This window comes from Xanthobacter variabilis, from assembly GCF_043831965.2.
Classification (GTDB): Bacteria; Pseudomonadota; Alphaproteobacteria; order Rhizobiales; family Xanthobacteraceae; genus Xanthobacter.
The window spans coordinates 562,960-579,476 of sequence record NZ_CM195533.1; the positions used below are offsets into that span (position 1 = coordinate 562,960).

Consider the following 16,517-nt stretch of genomic DNA (forward strand, 5'->3'; position numbering starts at 1 on the left):
CAAGGGCGCCTGCCGCCCAATTGGTCAGGGCGTGGCCAGCGTCAGCAGCCGACGCGCCCCCTGCCGCGAGGACCCGATGGCTCAGGACGGACTTTCCTATCGTGATGCGGGCGTCGACATCGACGCCGGCAATCGCCTCGTCGATCTCATCAAGCCGCTGGTGAAGGCGACCCGCCGCCCGGGCGCGGATGCTGATATCGGCGGCTTCGGCGGCATCTTCGATCTCAAGGCCGCCGGCTATTCGGACCCGCTGCTGGTGGCCGCCACCGACGGCGTGGGCACCAAGCTGAAGATCGCCATCGAGACCGGGGTGCATGACACCATCGGCATCGACCTCGTCGCCATGTGCGTGAACGACCTGGTGGTGCAGGGCGCCGAGCCCCTGTTCTTCCTGGATTATTTCGCCACCGGCCGGCTCACCCCGGAAGTGGGCGCCAACATCGTCGCCGGCATCGCCCATGGCTGCCGCGAGTCGGGCTGCGCCCTGGTGGGCGGCGAAACCGCCGAAATGCCTGGCATGTACGCGGACGGCGACTATGATCTCGCCGGCTTCGCCGTCGGCGCGGTGGAACGCCACGGCCTGCTGCCCCGCCCCGATGTCGCCCCCGGCGACGTCATCCTGGGCCTCGCCTCGGCCGGCGTGCATTCCAACGGCTACTCCCTGGTGCGCCGCATCGTCGAGCGCTCGGGCCTGAACTGGGACGAGCCGGCGCCGTTCGCCCCGCAGACGAGCCTCGGCAAGGCCCTGCTGGCCCCCACCCGGCTTTATGTAAAGAGCTGCCTTTCCGCCATCCGCTCCACCGGCGCGGTGAAGGCCCTCGCCCACATCACCGGCGGCGGCATCACCGAGAACCTGCCGCGCGTGCTGCCCCAGGGCACCCTGGCGCGCATCGACCTCGACAACCTCATCGTCCCCCCGGTCTTCCGCTGGCTCGCCACCGCCGGCAACGTGGCGCCGGAAGAGATGCTGCGCGCCTTCAACTGCGGCGTGGGCATGGCCGTGGTGGTGCCCGCCGAGCTCGAAGAGAAAATGGCCGACACCTTCGCCGATGGCGGCGAGAGCGTGGTGCGCCTGGGCGTCATTGAGCCCGGCGCCGGCGCGCCCCACGTGGTCTATGAAGGCTCCGCCGATTTCGGATTCGCGGCATGAGCGCGCGTCAGGGGGGTGTTCCCGCCCGCAAGCGGGCGGCGGTGCTCATTTCCGGGCGGGGCTCCAACATGGCGGCGCTGGTGCGCGCCGCTGCCGCGCCTGACTTTCCGGCCGAAATCGCCCTGGTGCTCTCCAATCGCGCCGATGCGGCGGGGCTGGATTTCGCCCAGTCCCACGGCATCGCCACCCATGTGCTGAGCCATAAGGGCTTTGCCGACCGCGAGGCCTTCGATGCTGCCCTCGACGGCGTGCTGAGGGACGCGGGCGTGGAGATCGTCTGCCTCGCCGGCTTCATGCGCCTGCTCACCCCCTGGCTGGTAGAGCGCTGGCGCGACCGCATGATCAACGTCCACCCCTCGCTGCTGCCGAGCTTCAAGGGCCTGCACACCCATGAGCGGGCGCTGGAAGCGGGCGTGCGCGTGCATGGCTGCACCGTGCATTTCGTGCGCGCGGAGATGGACGAGGGGCCGATCATCCTCCAGGCCGTCGTGCCCATCGAGCCCGGCGACACGCCGGACATCCTGGCCGACCGGGTCCTGACCCAGGAGCATGTGATCTACCCCAAGGGCCTGGAACTGCTGGCCGCCGGCCGGCTGACCGTGGCCAACGAGCGGGTGGACATCGCCGGCGTGGAAAGAGGCCTTCAGCCCCTGATCGCGCCGAAGGTCTGATCCCAGCCCCTCCGGCATTGGGCGGACGGGATGACGCCGGGCTTTCCGGTCCCCGCCGCGCCCCGCTCACGCGTGCGGCAACGGCAGGAAAGAGGCTGGGGCGCCGCCCAGCCCCCGGCCTCCGCAGCCTCCGCAGCCTCCGGCCCATGAAGCCACGCCCTTCCCACAGCCGCGACGAAACCAGCCAGAGGCCGTGCCCCGATCCGCAAGGCGCACACGGCCCCTCGTGCCCCCCTCCTGCCCGCCCCCCTGGCGGCACGAGAGAGCCGGCACAAGACGAGCGCCCATCGCCTTGAGCCGTACGCGGCCACGCGGGCGCCCCGATCAATCGAGCTTCAGGACCATGGCGTGGCCCCGGGGCTCGCTCCCACTCCCGCCACGGGGGAAGGGAGCGGCCAGGAGCGCCTTGCTGAGGCGGGCGTTTGCGCTCACGCGGAGGGACTTGCAGGGCGTTGCCCCTGCCTCATGGCCGGCTCAACGTGCCCCACGCTTTGCCCCGCAGCGCCGCAGCCATGCTGATGTCGTTGATGTTCCCGGCGCTGACCAACAGCGCACGGGGCCGGCCGCGCTCGTCTGCCAAGCCGTCGAGCCTGGTGGTATGGCCGCCCCCGCGAGTGACCTATGGCTTGACTAAAGGCCCCCTTTTGCGCCGGCCGCCGAGCGGCGCGCCTTGATGGGGTGGCGTCGATGGCCGCTCGGTCGAGGATGCCGCTTTGCCCAGTCAGCGCCTCGAGCATCTGCGGCCACAGCCCCTGCCGGCTCCAGCGGTTGAAGCGGTGTAGACTGTCGTGCAGGGGCCGAACTCCGACAGGCAGTCGCGCCACCGCGCCCGGCCCCTGAGCCTAAGACAATGCCAGCGATCGCCCGGCGATCGTCCACACGGCGAGCGCCCTTGCGTCCCCACGACAGCAGCGGCGCGACCCGAGCCCACTCCTCGTCGTTAAGCCGCTGAAGCTGCTTGGCACTCTTCAACGCTCCCTTTCAGAAGCCTTGAATCAGACCCCCGCGAGCACCACCACCGCGCATCGAGTACCGACCCTGGGTCCAATCGACATTCAGTGCGTGTGGCGCGGCTTGTCGCTCACCGCCACCGTGTTCCCCGCGGCACGGCACCCTCTCGCGCAAGCGGGGAAGCGCGGGGGTAAAGCGTTGGGAGGGTGGCCGCGGTGGGCGAGCGGAAGGCAATGCCTCGAAAATGCCGAAAGCCCAGAATTCCCATTCTCCGCACCACTGAAGCGGTCCTGCCCCTTCCTCCCCCGCAAGCGGGAGAGGAACGCGCCTCTTAAATGTCGATCGGAGCTAGGCCTCCACGCGGGCGAGGCGCACGCGGTTGTCGTGAAAAGCGGCGCCGCCCACGGGGGCGACGGGATCCGCCCCGGTGAGAGTGTTGATGCCCAGCCCGCCCCGATGGGCGCGATTGGGCTGGATCTGCTCGGACACCACCACGCCCCGCCGCAGCCCCTCGAACAGGCGCGCCTTCAGGAGCACCCGGCCGCGCGCGCTCTCCACCGCCACCATGTCGCCCTCGGCGATGCCCGCCGCCGCCGCGTCGTCCGGATGGATGAGCAGCGAGGGCGCCCCCTCGCGCGCGGCGGAGGTGGCGGTTTCGCTGAAGGTGGAGTTGAGGAAGTTGCGGGCCGGCGCGGTCACCAGGCGGAACGGATAGTCGGCGTTCGCCTCCTCGATCACGCCCCAGTGGTCCGGCAGGGCCGGCATGTCCCCCACCGGCCCGAACTTGCCCGGCGCGCTGAATTTCAGCCCGGCCCAATCGGCGGCGAAATGAAAGCGCTTGTCGGAATGGCCGAAGCCTTCGAGGAAATGAGCTTCCGCGAAAGGCGGACGCACATCCAGGAAGCGCGCGGCCTCCAGCTCCGCCAGGGTGCCGCGGCCGCTCGCCTGCAAGGTGCGGTCGATGAGCGCGCGCGGGCTCATCCGGAAGCCGGGATGGCTGGCCCCCAGCCGCACCGCCAGGGCGCACACCACATCGTGGTTGGAACGGCATTCGCCCGGCGGCTCCACCAGCTTCGGCCCGAACAGGATATGGGGATGGCCGCCGGCCTGGTAGAGGTCGTCATGCTCGGTGAACATGGTGGCCGGCAGCACGATATCGGCCATGCGCGCGGTGTCGGTGAGGAACTGCTCGTGCACGACCACGAACAGGTCATCGCGCGCGAAGCCCGCGCGCACCTTCTCCTGCTCCGGCGCCACCGCCATCGGATTGGTGTTCTGGATGAACAGCGCCTTCACCGCCGGCCCGCCCGCCAGCGCGTCCTCGTCGCCGGTGAGGATGGGGCCGATGCGGGACTGGTCGAGCGCGCGCGTGGTGGGATCGCGCACATCGAGCCCCTCGATGAGGGTCTTGTTCCAGCCATAGATGCCGGACACCGAATGCAACGCGCCGCCACCCTCATGCTGCCAGGCCCCGCTCACCACCGGGATGGAGGCCACCGCATGCATGTTCACGGCCCCGTTGCGGGTGCGCGAGACGCCGTAGCCGATGCGGAAGAAGGCGCGCGGGGTGGTGCCCACCAGCCGCGCATAAGCCTCGATCTCCGCTTCCGGCAGGCCGGTAATGGCGCTGGCCCATGCGGGCGTGCGCGTCTTCAGGTGGTCTTCGAGGGCCGCGGTGTCACGGGCATAACGCTCCAGATAGGCGCGGTCCGCCAGCCCGTCGCGGAACAGCACATGCATCACCGCGCAGGCGAGCGCCCCATCGGTGCCGGGACGGATGAGCAGGGCCAGGTCCGCCTGCTCCATGGTGGGCGTGCGATAGACATCCACCACCGCGATCTTCGCGCCCCGCGTCTTGCGGGCATGGATGGCGTGGGTCATCACATTGACCTGGGTCGCCACCGCATTGGTGCCCCACAAGGTGATGAGGTCGGAAGACGCCATCTCACGCGGGTCGGCGCCGGAAATGCGGCCCGCCCCAGCCAGATAGCCGCTCCAGGCCGGATTCACGCAGATGCTGGAGAAGAAGCGCGAATAGCCCTTGGCGTGGGTGAGGCGGTTGAGGCCGTCGCGCATCACGAGGCCCATGGTGCCCGCATAATAATAGGGCCAGACCGATTGCGCCCCGTGGGCCAGCTGGGCCGCCAGCAGCCCTTCGGCCACCCGGTCCAGCGCCTCATCCCAGGAGATGGGCGCGAACGCGCCGGAGCCCTTGGGCCCGGTGCGCCGCAGTGGCGTCAACACGCGATCCGGATGGTTGGCGCGCTCCGCGTAACGGGCCACCTTGGCGCAGATGACGCCCGCCGTGTAGCCATTGTCCTTCGCCCCCCGAATACGGCCGATGCGGCCCGTGGGCTCGATCTCCACCTCCAGCGCGCAGGTGGAAGGGCAGTCATGGGGACAGGCCGAGGCCCGCACGAGAGGGCGCGCGCGGGCGGCATCGGAAGGCGGGGGAACACGCGTATTCATGGGCGGAACATTAGAGCGTTTTGGAGCGAAGTGGGTACCGGCTCGCGTGAAGAAAAAGGCGTCAACCCGGTGCGCTGAAGCCTGTCCCCATTCCCTGAAGAAAGGAACTGCCTCAGACGCGCCCCGTCGCCCCATTTTGCGAGCTGCAGCAAGGGCTTTCCTGCGGACGGATGCCGCGCGCGGCTCAGGCTTCCCCGCCCACAGCCGCGCGGCGACGCATCACCAGGCCCACCGCCACCACGAAGGCCGCGCCAAGGCCGCTCGCCACATAATGGGGCAGCGCCGCCGGGTGCAGGCCATCGTGGTTCTCAACCACCAAAGCGGGGTTGAGGTGCGCCAGCAGGTCCACGGAAAGGGTGTCGCGCACCATCATGTCGCCCGCGATCCAGCCCAGCAGCGCCGCGCCGGCCCAGATGAGCACAGGCAGGCGCTGGAGCAGGGTGAGCAGCACCTGGGCACCGAACACGATGAGCGGAATGGTGAGCAACAGGCCGAACACGAACAGTTCCGCGTGGCCGCGGGCAGCGGCGGCCACCGCCACCACATTGTCGAGGCTCATGACCGCATCGGCGATGGCGATGGTGCGCACCGCCTTGAACAGGGTGTCGGCGGCCTCCACCTCGTGGCCGTCATCATCATCGCCGACGGCCAGCTTGATGGCGATCCAGAACAGCAGCAGCGCGCCCACCACCTTCAGCAGCGGAATGCCGAGCAGCAGAGAGACGGCGAGAGCGAAGAGAATGCGCAGCACCACCGCGGCGGCGGCGCCCAGCACGATGCCCCACTTGCGCTGCCCCTTCGGCAGCGAGCGGCAGGCGAGCGCGATCACGATCGCATTGTCGCCGGACAGCAGCAGGTCGATCCAGACGATCTGCAGCAGCGAGAGCCAGAAGTTGGGGGAAGTGAAGTCCATGGGAATGTCCCGTCGGTTCCGCAATGGCCCGATGGCCCCGAAAGCCGGCGGGTCGCTGGCCTGAGGATCCGGAAGGCTCAGCCCTGCCGGCCGGAGAAACTGCGGGTCGCAGAGCGCGCGGGGCGGAACGCCCTCTCCGCGGCACCTGTGACGGGGTGTCTTAAGGTGAAGCGGCCGTCGCGTCCAGAGCGGGCCGACATCGGCACCGCACAACAGCGCCGGGACAACAACGCACCCGAGACAAGCTGCGGGTGGAAAGGGGCCCGGCCGTCCGGTGCCAGACCCCCTTGAACGTCCTTGCGGACGTCAGCCGACGATCTCGTTGCCGGCGAAGAACTGGGCGATTTCCACCGCGGCGTTCTCGATGCTGTCGGAACCGTGGGCGGAATTCGCCTCGATGGATTCGGCGAACAGCTTGCGGATGGTGCCCTCGGCGGCGTTCGCCGGGTTGGTGGCGCCCATCACGTCGCGATACTTCGCAACGGCGTTCTCGCCTTCCAGCACCTGCACCACCACCGGGCCGGAGGTCATGAAGGCCACGAGCTCACCGAAGAAGGGGCGCTCCTTGTGGACCGCATAGAAGGTCTCGGCCTGAGCCTTGGTCATCAGCACGCGCTTCTGCGCGACGATGCGCAGGCCCGCCTTCTCAATCACGGCGTTGACGGCGCCGGTGAGATTGCGACGGGTCGCGTCGGGCTTGATGATCGAGAAGGTGCGCTCGATCGCCATGGGAATCACCTGTCTTTCATGGGGAGGAATAGACCGCGCGTCGGCGGATGGCGCGGCTCTTAGCAGGGGCGCCAGCCAGGGGCAAGGGACACCGACGCGCGGCCCCCCTGCAATGGGCGCGCCCCACCGCCCGCCAGCACCTGCGGCAAGGCCTCAGGCGTTGCGACGACGCACCAGAACCGCGCCCTCGAACTCGAACACCCGATCGCCATGTTGGTTGGTGCCGGTGTTGAAGGAGCGCACCACGCCCCATTCGGGCTTGCTGCGGCTGGCGGTCTTCTCCGTCACCGCCGTGGTGTAGGTGATGGTGTCGCCGGCATAGACCGGCTTCAGCCAGCGCATGTTGCGGAAGCCCGGGGAAGCGCCCGCCGCCCGCACCGGCTTGCCCTCGGCGATGGAGCGCGTCTGGTATTCCATCAGGCACTTCATCCAGGTGGCGGCGGTGTGCCAGCCGGAGGCGCACAGGGCGCCGAAGGGCGAGCGCTTGGCCGCCTCGTCGTCCGTGTGGAAGGGCTGGGGATCATAGTCCGTCGCGAAGGCGATGATCTCCTCGCGGGTGAAGGTGTGGCTGCCGAGGGTGGCGGACAGGCCGATTTCCACGTCTTCAAAGTAGTTCATGCGAGGCGCGCCCCCGGGTTGCGGCGTCCGATCATGATGAGGCAGGTCTGGCTGACGGCCACGGTCTTGTCCGCCTTCACCAGCTCAAACTTGAAGGTGACGAGGCCCATTTCCGGCCGGCTCTTGGAGGTGCGTGCCTCCAGTACCGTGCGGCGCAGGGTCAGCACGTCGCCGGGGCGCACCGGGGCCAGCCAGCTGTTCTCCGTGACGCCCGGCGAGCCCATGCCGGCGGTGCGCAACAGGAAGCCGTCGCAGATGAGGCGCATCATGATGGCGCAGCTGTGCCAGCCAGAGGCGGAAAGCCCGCCCAGCACCGATTTCGCCCCGGCGGCAGCATCGGTGTGCATGGGCTGGGGATCGAACTCCCGCGCGAAGGTGACGATTTCCTCCTCGGTGATGGTGTGGGACCCAAAGGTCTTCACCTCACCGACGACGAAGTCCTCGTAGAAGAAATCCGGCAACACGCGCCTCCCCTGTTCGTCCCGATCCAAGGGGAGGATGACGCAAACGTCAAGCTGTCGCGCGGAAAGGGCGTGGACAGCGGGCGCCAGGGTCCGCTCAGCCGCGCCCCGGCGCGGGATCGGGAGCCATGTGGCGCAGCTCGAACGCCATCACCTCGACACCGTCCTCGCGCCGGGCGCTGTTGCGACGGTGGAAGACGCTCCAGCCGGGACGGCTGCCGCTGGCCCGCGCCTCCAGCACCTGGGTGAAGAAGACCAGGGTGTCGCCGGCGCGCACCGGAGCCTTCCATTCCAGCCCCTGCAGGCCAAACCCCACCCCCACCGGCGCGATGACGCTGGGATGATCCGCAGGCGAATCAGCGGCGGAGGGATGGGCGCGCACGAAGGCTCCCATCCAGGCGCACACCACATGCCAGCCGGAAGCCACCAGGCCGCCGAAGGGCGACTGCCGCGCCGCCTCCGGATCCACATGAAAGCCCTGCGGATCGAAGGCGCCGGCAAAGCGCCGGATCTCCGCCTCCGTGAAGGTGAGGCGGCCGATCTCCACCGGTTCCGGCATGGCCGCCTCGCTCAGTTGGCGAAGCGGAAGTGCAGCACGTCGCCATCGGCGACAATGTAATCCTTGCCTTCCAGGCGGAAGCGGCCGGCCTCGCGGGCGCCGGCTTCGCCCTTGAACTTCACATAGTCCTCATAGGCCACCGTCTCGGCGCGGATGAAGCCCTTCTCGAAATCCGTATGGATCACGCCCGCCGCCGCCGGCGCCTTGGTGCCGCGCGTGATGGTCCACGCCCGCGCTTCCTTCGGCCCCACGGTGAAATAGGTGATGAGGTTCAGAAGGTCGTAGCCGGCGCGGATCACCCGGTTGAGGCCCGGCTCGTCGAGGTCGATGGCCTCCAGATATTCCTTCTGCTCCTCGGGGGAGAGCACGGCGATCTCGCTCTCGATCTTGGCCGAGACCACCACCGCCTTGGCGCCCTCCTCCTTGGCGCGGGCGAACACCTGAGCGGAGAGGGCATTGCCCTCCTTGGCCGAGGCTTCTTCCACATTGCACACATAGAGCACGGGCTTTGCGGTCATGAGGCCCAGCTGGGAGAACAGCCTCTCCTCCTCGGGCTTCACCTCGGCCATGCGGGCGGGCTTGCCGTCGCGCAGCTGCACCAAGGCGCGGTTGACAAGGTCCAAGGTCTCCTTGGCCTCCTTGTCGGCGCCCTTGGCCTTTTTCTCCAGGGTGGAGAGGCGCTTTTCCAGGCTTTCGAGATCGGCCAGCATCAGCTCGGTCTCGATGGTCTCGATGTCGTCGACGGGAGAGACCTTGCCCTCCACATGGGTCACGTCCCCATCCTCGAAGCAGCGCACCACATGGGCGATGGCGTCGCACTCGCGGATATTGGCCAGGAACTGGTTGCCCAGCCCCTCGCCCTTGGAGGCGCCGCGCACCAGGCCGGCAATGTCCACGAAGGTGAGGCGGGTAGGCAGGATCTGGCCCGAGCCGGCGATCTCCGCCAGGGTGTCGAGGCGCGGATCGGGCACCGCCACGTCGCCCACATTGGGCTCGATGGTGCAGAAAGGATAGTTGGCCGCCTGGGCCGCCGCGGTCTGGGTGAGCGCGTTGAAAAGGGTCGACTTGCCCACGTTCGGCAGGCCGACGATGCCGCATTTGAAGCCCATGGCTCAGGTCTCGAACTCATCGTGGCCGCGCAGGGAGGCACCCCCAATGGGCACCCGCTCCCGCCGGCCGAGGTGGAGGTGGCGCCGGTTGGCGCGCACGGAAGGATGTTCGCCGCCGCTCTTAGAGGGTTTTGGCGCGAAGGGGAAACCGGTTCGGGCAAGAAAACGCGCCGGCCCGGCAAATTGCCGCGCGGCGCCGCAGGACGGCTGCGGGACCAGACGCACTCAGCCCTTCTCGCCCACCCTTTTCGGGTCGGCGAAGCCCTGGGCGTCCATGAACAGATGGGCGCGGTTCTGGAATTCGTCGGCGCGGCCGGTCACCAGCAGGTCGGCGAAATCGGCGCAGGCGTCGCACAGAGCGTCGAGCCAGCCCTTCTCTGCCTTGGCGAAGTCGCCCAGCACATAGGGCATGACCATGGCCTTGTCGCCGGGATGGCCGATGCCGAGCCGCACCCGCCAATAGTCATTGCCGCATTGGGCGGTGATGGAGCGCAGCCCGTTATGGCCGGCATTGCCGCCGCCCTTCTTGATGCGCAGCTTGGCCGGCGGCAGGTCCAGCTCGTCATGGAAGACGATGATGTGGTCGAGGGGCACCTTATAGAAGCGCATGGCCTCACCCACGGCGCGCCCGCTCTCATTCATATAGGTCTCGGGAAACAGGGCGATCACCTTCTCGCCGCCGATCTCCCCTTCCGCCGTCATGGCCTGGAAGCGCTTGCGCAGCGGGCCGAGACGATGGCGGCGGCAGATGGCGTCCAGCGCCATGAAGCCGATATTGTGCCGGTTGCCGGCATATTTCGGGCCGGGATTGCCGAGCCCTGCGAGCAGGAACATGAGGCGCCTCCGGCCCGAAATGGATCAGGTCATTCGCGTCAGCGAGAACGCGACCGGCCCTGGAGCCGGTCGCTCGATCAGCCGATCAGGATGGCCAATCAGGACGGCCAATCAGGCCTTGGGCTCTTCCGCGGCCGGGGCCTCGGCGGCCGGCTCGGCGGAGACGGTCGGGGCCACCACGGTGGCGAGGGTGTCGTCGCCATGGCCGGCCCAGGTCACGCCCGCCGGCAGCTTCACCTTGGAGAGGTGGAAGATGTCGCCGAACGCGGCGCCGGTGAGGTCCACCACAACCGCCTCGGGAATGGCGTCAGCCGGAGCCTCGAGCTCGACGGAATGGGCCACCACGTTGAGGGTGCCGCCCGCCTTGAGCGCCGGGGAAGCCTCCTGGTTCACGAAATGAACCGGCACTTCCACGGTGAGGGTCGTGCCCTTGGACACCCGCAGGAAGTCCACGTGCAGGGGGAAATCCTTCACCGGGTCCATCTGGTAGTCGCGGGGAATGACACGATGCTTCGTGCCGTCCACGTCCACCTCGAACAGGGTGGTGAGGAAGTGGCCCGCATAGATGGCCTTGTTGACCTCGATGAAGTCCAGCGAGATCGTGACGGGGTCCTGCTTTTCGCCGTAGATGACGGCGGGCACGCGTCCAGCGCGGCGCTCGGCACGGGCGGCCCCCTTGCCGGCCCGCGCGCGCGCCACAGCCTTCAGTTCCTTGATGGCGGTCATGGCACTTGATCCTGAATTCTTGAGGGTTCAAACGGCCAGCGGCCGCAATCGCGGCCGCATGGCTCCGCAGCGCAACACGCCTCCAGGGGGGCGCATGTTCCGCGCGAAGGCGCGCTTATAGCGGCATGGCTGTGCAAATGCAACGCCGGCGCCGCCCCGCGACCCTTCGAAGGCCCGCTATTTGGGCGTTTCACCCTGGCAGGCGGCCGGGCGCCCCTGGCCGAACCAGTTGCCGCATTTGTCGCAGGCGGTGAGGCCGAGGGCGAGGCCGGCGACCAGGGTCAAGCGAACCAGAACCCGCATGGATGCTCCAAATATCAGCGCCGCACGCATCGCGGCCGGTGGCTGCGACCATAATGGATCCCGCGCCCGAGGAAAGCCGGCGCCCGCGCCCCGGGCGGCAAAAACCCGCTTTCCCCAGCAACCCGGATCCGGACACCTCCGCGCGCCGCGCGAGTTGCCTTCGGGAAAGCAGGGCCTTACAGCCATTCTCTTGCCCCGCCCCGCGGGGACGTTGCGGCCATCCGAAGCGAAGAGGGACACCATGCTCCAGCGGATTCTGCTCCTGCTCGGTGAATCATCGGCCTCGGAGACGGCGCGGGCCACGGCCTTCAAGCTCGCGCAGGAAACCGGCGCGGGCCTGGCGGGGCTGGCCGGCGTCGACCTTTCCGCCCTCGATCTGCCGACCTTGGGCCGGGCCGGTGCCAGCGCCCTGAAGGCGCGCGTGGAAGCCGAGCTGCTCGCCGAGTCGGAGGCGCTGCAGAAGCGCCTGCGCGCCCAATACCAGCAGCAATGTGCCGATCGCAGCATTCCCTTTGAATGGCTCTCGTTCGAGGGCGATCCCCAGGCGGCGCTGCGGATGGCGGTGGAAACCCGCGACCTGGTGGTGACCGGCCACGACACCGGCTTCCACGCCGGAAGCGAAGTGCCCCTGCCCGACCTCCTCTCGCAGCTTCTGGCCGCCACCCCCCGCCCCTTCCTGGTGTGCGGAGAGGAGATGCCGAACGGCGGCGACGTGCTGGTGGGCTACGACGCCAGCATGCCGGCCATGCGCGCGCTCCAGATGTTCGCCCTCACCGGCATCGCGAAGGGCCGGCGGGTAAAGGTGGTGTCGGTGGATACCGGCCAGGAGACCGCCGCGCGCAACGCTTCCGCCGCCGTCTCCTATCTCGCCAGCCATGGCTATGGGGCAGAGGCTGCGCCGGTGGCCTCGCGCGTCGACATCGCCGAGGTGCTCCGCCTGGAGGCCACCGACATGAAAGCGGGCCTGCTGGTGATGGGTTCCTATGGCCATCGGGGCTGGCACGAGCTGCTGTTCGGCTCCACCACCCACAAGCTGGCCGAAAACCCGCCCTGCCCGCTCTTCGTCTACCACTGAGGAAGCGCGGCGCCGACGCCTGCGCGGTTCCCGGAGCGGCCCGGCGATCAACTACAGGGGGCGCGGACTTGGAGGCTTGGGGGACCATATGCCCCCTGCCATCCCCCCACCCCGTTTCCCCGCCCTCGTCGCCCCTGCCCCATGGGCGGCCTTGCCTCGCCGCGGCGCCCGTGCCACCGTCGGGCACCCGCGCCGCGCTGGAAGTTCCTGACCCATCATGCTGCTTTCCCCTTCCCGCCCCGACCTCGGCGCATGGCCCCCGATGGGCTATGTGGAAACCCGCCTCGACCGCGCGGCCCATCTGCGAAGCACCGCGCATGCCCTGCGTTCCCACGCGGAGGCGCGCGCCTATGTTTTCGGCGGTGAGCTGGTGGCCCTGAAGCCGGCCCGCGAGGCGGGCGCGCTCGACGATCCCCTTCTTTCCCTCGCCGAAGCCCGGCCGTGGTGCGACGAGCGGATGCTGTTCCTGGGCCTGGAGGGCAACGCGCCGCGCTTTGGCCTCTCCTTCGACCCCGGGCGGCGGGAGGAGATCGAGGCCCTCGGCTTCAAGGTGACGGACCTGCGCTCCATCGCCGCCGGCGGACTGGTCGCCAATGACGACCTGGGCTCCCTGGCCACCGGCAAGGCCCTGTTCGGCTGGCACGGCCGGCATCGTTTCTGCGCCAATTGCGGGGCAGAAACGCGGGTGGTGGAAGCCGGCTGGCGGCGGGATTGCCCCAGCTGCGGCGCCCAGCATTTTCCGCGCACCGACCCGGTGGCCATCATGCTCACCGCCCGCGGTGACCAATGCCTGCTGGGCCGCCAGCCCCACTTCCCGCCTGGCATGTGGAGCTGCCTTGCCGGCTTCGTGGAGCCAGGCGAAACCATTGAGGACGCTGTGCGGCGCGAGACCATGGAGGAAGCGGGCATCGCGGTGGGCCGCGTGACCTACCATTCCTGCCAGCCCTGGCCTTTCCCCATGCAGCTCATGTTCGGCTGCCTCGCGGAGGCCACGTCCGAAGCCATCACCATGGATCCCGGTGAGCTGGAGGCGGTGCGCTGGTTCTCCCGCGAGGAGACCGCCGCCCTCATCGCCCACACCCACCCCGACGGTCTGTTCGCCCCGGTGACGGCCGCCATCGCCCACCACCTCATGCGCGCTTTCGTGGAAGGCGCGCGTGCCTGAGGCCGCGCCCACCCGCTCCGTGCTCTGGCGGCTGCTGGACCGCGCCTTCCCCCCGCCGGGTGGGCGACAGAGGCAGGGCCGGCGCCCGCCCTCGCTGGTCTATGGTCTCAACGACCCGGTTCCCAGGCCCAATCTGCTGACCCTGGCCAGCCAGCACGCCATGCTGGCGGCCACCTTCCTGCTCTACCCAATCCTCGCGGCCACCGAAGTCGGCCTGCCGGCGGCGCAGACCACGAGCATGCTCACCGCGTGTGCCCTGTGCATCGGCATCGCCACCGTGCTGCAATGCCTGCCCACGCGCTTCGGCAGCGGCTACCTGGCGGTGCACATTCCCTCGCCGGGCGCCATTCCCCTGGCCCTGCAGGCGCTCACCCTTGGCGGCATGGGGCTATGGGGCGCCACCATGTTCACCGTCGGCGTGGCGCAGATATTCGTTGCCCGGCTGGCCCGGCCACTGCGGGTGCTGCTGCCGCCGGAAGTGTGCGGCGTGGCGGTGACCATGCTGGGCGTCTCCCTCGCCGGACCGGCCTTCCGCCGTGCCTTGGGCATGGCCACGGAGAGCGCCGAAGTCGCCCCCGCGGCCTTCATGACCGGCGCCGCCACCCTCGGCCTCATCGTTGCCGTCACGGTGTTTGCGCCGCGCGGGCTGAAGCTGTTCGCCATGCTGACGGGGGCGAGCCTGGGCTGGGTGCTGGCGGCGATGCTGGGTGTGGACCACCCCGACGCCGCGCGAATCATCGCCGATACGCCGCTGATGGCCTGGCCCGAGCCCACCCTGCCTGATCTGCGCATCGAGCCCAGCCTGCTGCCGCTGATGGCGCTGCTGGTGCTGATCAATCTGGTGGACGTGCTGTCCGTCACCGTCTCGCTGGAGCGCATGAATGACGCCGACTGGCGGCGCGCCGACATGCGCGCGGCCCAGCGCGCGGTGACCGCCTGCGGCATCGGCAATATGCTCAACGGGCTGAGCGGCGGCTTCCAGTCGGGCCTGTCCTCGTCGTCGGTGGGGCTGGCCTTCGCCACCCAGGCCACCGCACGGGTGATCGGCATCGCCGCCGGCGCGCTCATCTTCGCCATCGCCTTCTTCCCGAAGGCCATCGTGGCGCTCACCCTCATTCCCTCGCCGGTGATTGGCGGCATCCTGCTTTATACTTCCGCCTATCTGGTGGTGGCGGGCATGGACCTCATCGTATCGCGCCGGCTCTCCGAGCGGCGGGTGTTCCTGGTGGGGCTCTCGGTGCTGGCGGGCCTCTCGGTGGCGCTGCTGCCACTGAAGGAGCAGATCCCGGCCGCGCTGCAGCCCCTGTTCTCCACCCCGCTCACGGTGGCGGCGTGCAGTGCCATCCTGCTGAACATCCTGTTCCGTATCGGCATTGCCCGCGAGACCGGGGAGAAGGTGCCCGAGGGCGCCCACGCCTTCCCCTTCGCCCGCGATTTCCTGGAAAAGCAGGGCGATGTGTGGGGCGCCCGCCGCGACGTGATCGCCGCCGCCATCCCCACCGTTGCCCAGGCGCTGGAGCTCATCACCGACAGCGGGCTCGCGGAAGGCCCGGTGGAGCTGCGCGCCCGCTTCGACGAGGCCCACCTCGACGTCTATCTTCTCTATGATGGCGAGATCGTGCAGCCGCCCAAGGAGCGCCCCTCGCCCGAGGCGCTCTTGGGCGATGCGCAGGAGGTGGCGGGCTTCACCGCCTACATGCTCCAGCGCCTCTCCGATCATGTTCGCTTCGGCCGCAGCCAGGGCCGCGCCCGCATCGCGCTCCGCTTCGACCACTGAGCGGAGCGCGCCGCTGGCTCAGGGGTTTTCCGGCCCCACCTGGAGGCTCGCGCGGAAGGGATGGGCGGGATAGACGCCCAGAATGCGCATCTCGCGGGAGAAGAACGCCAACTCCTCCAGCGCCAGGCGCACGGAGCGCTCGTCGGGGTGCCCGTCCACGTCGGCATAGAACTGGGTGGCGGTGAAGTGCCCGTCCATCTGGTAGGATTCGAGCTTGGTCATGTTGACGCCGTTGGTGGCGAAGCCGCCCAGCGCCTTGTAGAGCGCTGCCGGCACGTTGCGCACCCGGAACACGAAGGTGGTCACCACCGGGGCGCTCTCGGCCGGCGCCCATTCGCCATTGCGGGCCAGGATAATGAAGCGCGTGGTGTTGTGTGCCTCGTCCTCAATGTTCTCCTTGAGGATGTCGAGCCCGTAGATCTCGGCCGCTAGGCGCGAGGCGATGGCGGCGCGGGTGGGATCTCCTGCCTCGGCGATCTCGCGGGCGGAACCGGCCGTATCCGCCCCGATGAGCGGGGTCAGGGACAATTCGGCGATGGCCTTGCGGCACTGCCCCAGCGCCATCACGTGGCTCTGCACGGTGCGGATGGTGCCAAGGGTGGCGCCGGGCACGGCCATCAGCTGGTGCGACAGCGGCAGGAAGTATTCGCCCACGATGTTCAGCTTCGACTGGGGCATCAGGCGGTGAATGTCCGCCACCCGGCCGGCCACCGAATTCTCGATGGGGATCATGGCAAGCTCGGCCTCGCCCCCATCCACCGCGGCGAAGGCATCCTCGAACGTGGCGCAGGGCAGCGCCTCCAAGTCGGGAAAGGCCTCGCGGCACGCAATATGGGAATTGGCCCCCGGCTCACCCTGAAACGAGATGCGACGCATCCTGGACACTCACCGCCCCGCGCCGCCTCCCGGAAGGGAAAGCCACGATGCCCGCTCGCGATGCGCGGGGATATCCACCCCGAGCGGAACTCGATCCACCATGCCGGAAGGCCGCCGGCTGCGACAACGCC

General features: G+C 69.0%; 16 protein-coding genes. 5 read left to right on the forward strand and 11 right to left on the reverse strand.

The window, feature by feature from the left end:
• The first annotated feature begins 76 nt into the window (after positions 1–76).
• Both purM and purN read left to right on the forward strand, forming a co-directional pair.
• Complete coding sequence (gene purM, locus V5F26_RS02495) at positions 77–1,150, forward strand: phosphoribosylformylglycinamidine cyclo-ligase (protein ID WP_394947637.1); 1,074 nt, start codon at positions 77–79, stop codon at positions 1,148–1,150.
• Positions 1,147–1,821 carry a phosphoribosylglycinamide formyltransferase gene (gene purN, locus V5F26_RS02500; RefSeq protein WP_394947638.1) on the forward strand — a complete coding sequence of 225 codons (675 nt, stop codon included), beginning with the start codon at positions 1,147–1,149 and terminating at the stop codon, positions 1,819–1,821. Before purM ends, purN begins: the two co-directional genes overlap by 4 nt.
• A 1,299-nt stretch (positions 1,822–3,120) precedes the next feature.
• Here the strand turns inward: purN and V5F26_RS02505 are convergent.
• The 10 genes from V5F26_RS02505 to V5F26_RS02550 all read right to left on the reverse strand — a co-directional run bounded on the left by V5F26_RS02505 (position 3,121) and on the right by V5F26_RS02550 (position 11,493).
• A complete protein-coding gene (locus tag V5F26_RS02505; protein ID WP_394947639.1) occupies positions 3,121–5,241 on the reverse strand; it encodes a molybdopterin-containing oxidoreductase family protein in 2,121 nt (706 codons plus the stop codon).
• Positions 5,242–5,425: 184 nt separating this feature from the next.
• Complete coding sequence (locus V5F26_RS02510; RefSeq protein ID WP_394059131.1) at positions 5,426–6,154, reverse strand: TerC family protein; 729 nt, start codon at positions 6,152–6,154, stop codon at positions 5,426–5,428.
• A gap of 306 nt (positions 6,155–6,460) precedes the next feature.
• Positions 6,461–6,883, reverse strand: coding sequence for a nucleoside-diphosphate kinase (gene ndk / locus V5F26_RS02515; protein ID WP_234051259.1), 423 nt, complete (start codon positions 6,881–6,883; stop codon positions 6,461–6,463).
• Between the two features lie 153 nt (positions 6,884–7,036).
• Complete coding sequence (locus V5F26_RS02520; RefSeq protein WP_394947640.1) at positions 7,037–7,501, reverse strand: MaoC family dehydratase; 465 nt, start codon at positions 7,499–7,501, stop codon at positions 7,037–7,039.
• The gene (locus V5F26_RS02525) at positions 7,498–7,965 is read right to left on the reverse strand and encodes a MaoC family dehydratase (protein WP_394059126.1); all 468 of its coding nucleotides are present in this window, start codon (positions 7,963–7,965) and stop codon (positions 7,498–7,500) included. The genes V5F26_RS02520 and V5F26_RS02525 overlap by 4 nt, the downstream gene beginning before the upstream one ends.
• A 94-nt stretch (positions 7,966–8,059) precedes the next feature.
• Complete coding sequence (locus V5F26_RS02530) at positions 8,060–8,521, reverse strand: MaoC/PaaZ C-terminal domain-containing protein (RefSeq protein ID WP_394947641.1); 462 nt, start codon at positions 8,519–8,521, stop codon at positions 8,060–8,062.
• An 11-nt stretch (positions 8,522–8,532) separates the two neighbouring features.
• A complete protein-coding gene (gene ychF / locus V5F26_RS02535) occupies positions 8,533–9,630 on the reverse strand; it encodes a redox-regulated ATPase YchF (RefSeq protein WP_394947642.1) in 1,098 nt (365 codons plus the stop codon).
• A 225-nt stretch (positions 9,631–9,855) separates the two neighbouring features.
• Positions 9,856–10,464, reverse strand: coding sequence for an aminoacyl-tRNA hydrolase (gene pth / locus V5F26_RS02540; protein ID WP_234051264.1), 609 nt, complete (start codon positions 10,462–10,464; stop codon positions 9,856–9,858).
• A gap of 111 nt (positions 10,465–10,575) precedes the next feature.
• Positions 10,576–11,190 carry a 50S ribosomal protein L25/general stress protein Ctc gene (locus tag V5F26_RS02545; RefSeq protein WP_394059123.1) on the reverse strand — a complete coding sequence of 205 codons (615 nt, stop codon included), beginning with the start codon at positions 11,188–11,190 and terminating at the stop codon, positions 10,576–10,578.
• Positions 11,191–11,367: 177 nt separating this feature from the next.
• Positions 11,368–11,493, reverse strand: a complete 126-nt coding sequence (locus tag V5F26_RS02550) for a hypothetical protein (RefSeq protein ID WP_255684199.1) — start codon at positions 11,491–11,493, stop codon at positions 11,368–11,370.
• A gap of 241 nt (positions 11,494–11,734) precedes the next feature.
• Here V5F26_RS02550 and V5F26_RS02555 point away from each other — a divergent pair, with 241 nt between their 5' ends.
• From V5F26_RS02555 to V5F26_RS02565, 3 genes are all read left to right on the forward strand, one after another.
• Positions 11,735–12,568: a universal stress protein gene (locus tag V5F26_RS02555; RefSeq protein WP_234051266.1), complete on the forward strand. Its 834-nt coding sequence runs from the start codon at positions 11,735–11,737 to the stop codon at positions 12,566–12,568.
• A 217-nt stretch (positions 12,569–12,785) separates the two neighbouring features.
• Positions 12,786–13,733: an NAD(+) diphosphatase gene (nudC, locus tag V5F26_RS02560; protein ID WP_394059120.1), complete on the forward strand. Its 948-nt coding sequence runs from the start codon at positions 12,786–12,788 to the stop codon at positions 13,731–13,733.
• Positions 13,726–15,510, forward strand: a complete 1,785-nt coding sequence (locus tag V5F26_RS02565) for a uracil-xanthine permease family protein (RefSeq protein ID WP_394059119.1) — start codon at positions 13,726–13,728, stop codon at positions 15,508–15,510. The genes nudC and V5F26_RS02565 overlap by 8 nt, the downstream gene beginning before the upstream one ends.
• A gap of 18 nt (positions 15,511–15,528) precedes the next feature.
• Here the strand turns inward: V5F26_RS02565 and V5F26_RS02570 are convergent, their stop codons facing one another.
• The gene (locus tag V5F26_RS02570; protein ID WP_394947643.1) at positions 15,529–16,386 is read right to left on the reverse strand and encodes a prephenate dehydratase; all 858 of its coding nucleotides are present in this window, start codon (positions 16,384–16,386) and stop codon (positions 15,529–15,531) included.
• Positions 16,387–16,517 lie beyond the last annotated feature (131 nt).

What these genes read in the sequence shown, in the direction of transcription:
- V5F26_RS02530 (WP_394947641.1), bottom strand. Translation starts at nt 8,521, where the DNA reads ATGCCGGAACCGGTGGAGATCGGCCGCCTCACCTTCACGGAGGCGGAG.
- V5F26_RS02550 (WP_255684199.1), bottom strand. Translation starts at nt 11,493, where the DNA reads ATGCGGGTTCTGGTTCGCTTGACCCTGGTCGCCGGCCTCGCCCTCGGC.
- ndk (WP_234051259.1), bottom strand. Translation starts at nt 6,883, where the DNA reads ATGGCGATCGAGCGCACCTTCTCGATCATCAAGCCCGACGCGACCCGT.
- pth (WP_234051264.1), bottom strand. Translation starts at nt 10,464, where the DNA reads ATGTTCCTGCTCGCAGGGCTCGGCAATCCCGGCCCGAAATATGCCGGC.
- V5F26_RS02505 (WP_394947639.1), bottom strand. Translation starts at nt 5,241, where the DNA reads ATGAATACGCGTGTTCCCCCGCCTTCCGATGCCGCCCGCGCGCGCCCT.
- V5F26_RS02555 (WP_234051266.1), top strand. Translation starts at nt 11,735, where the DNA reads ATGCTCCAGCGGATTCTGCTCCTGCTCGGTGAATCATCGGCCTCGGAG.
- V5F26_RS02545 (WP_394059123.1), bottom strand. Translation starts at nt 11,190, where the DNA reads ATGACCGCCATCAAGGAACTGAAGGCTGTGGCGCGCGCGCGGGCCGGC.
- purN (WP_394947638.1), top strand. Translation starts at nt 1,147, where the DNA reads ATGAGCGCGCGTCAGGGGGGTGTTCCCGCCCGCAAGCGGGCGGCGGTG.
- ychF (WP_394947642.1), bottom strand. Translation starts at nt 9,630, where the DNA reads ATGGGCTTCAAATGCGGCATCGTCGGCCTGCCGAACGTGGGCAAGTCG.
- V5F26_RS02510 (WP_394059131.1), bottom strand. Translation starts at nt 6,154, where the DNA reads ATGGACTTCACTTCCCCCAACTTCTGGCTCTCGCTGCTGCAGATCGTC.
- V5F26_RS02570 (WP_394947643.1), bottom strand. Translation starts at nt 16,386, where the DNA reads ATGCGTCGCATCTCGTTTCAGGGTGAGCCGGGGGCCAATTCCCATATT.
- V5F26_RS02520 (WP_394947640.1), bottom strand. Translation starts at nt 7,501, where the DNA reads ATGAACTACTTTGAAGACGTGGAAATCGGCCTGTCCGCCACCCTCGGC.
- purM (WP_394947637.1), top strand. Translation starts at nt 77, where the DNA reads ATGGCTCAGGACGGACTTTCCTATCGTGATGCGGGCGTCGACATCGAC.
- nudC (WP_394059120.1), top strand. Translation starts at nt 12,786, where the DNA reads ATGCTGCTTTCCCCTTCCCGCCCCGACCTCGGCGCATGGCCCCCGATG.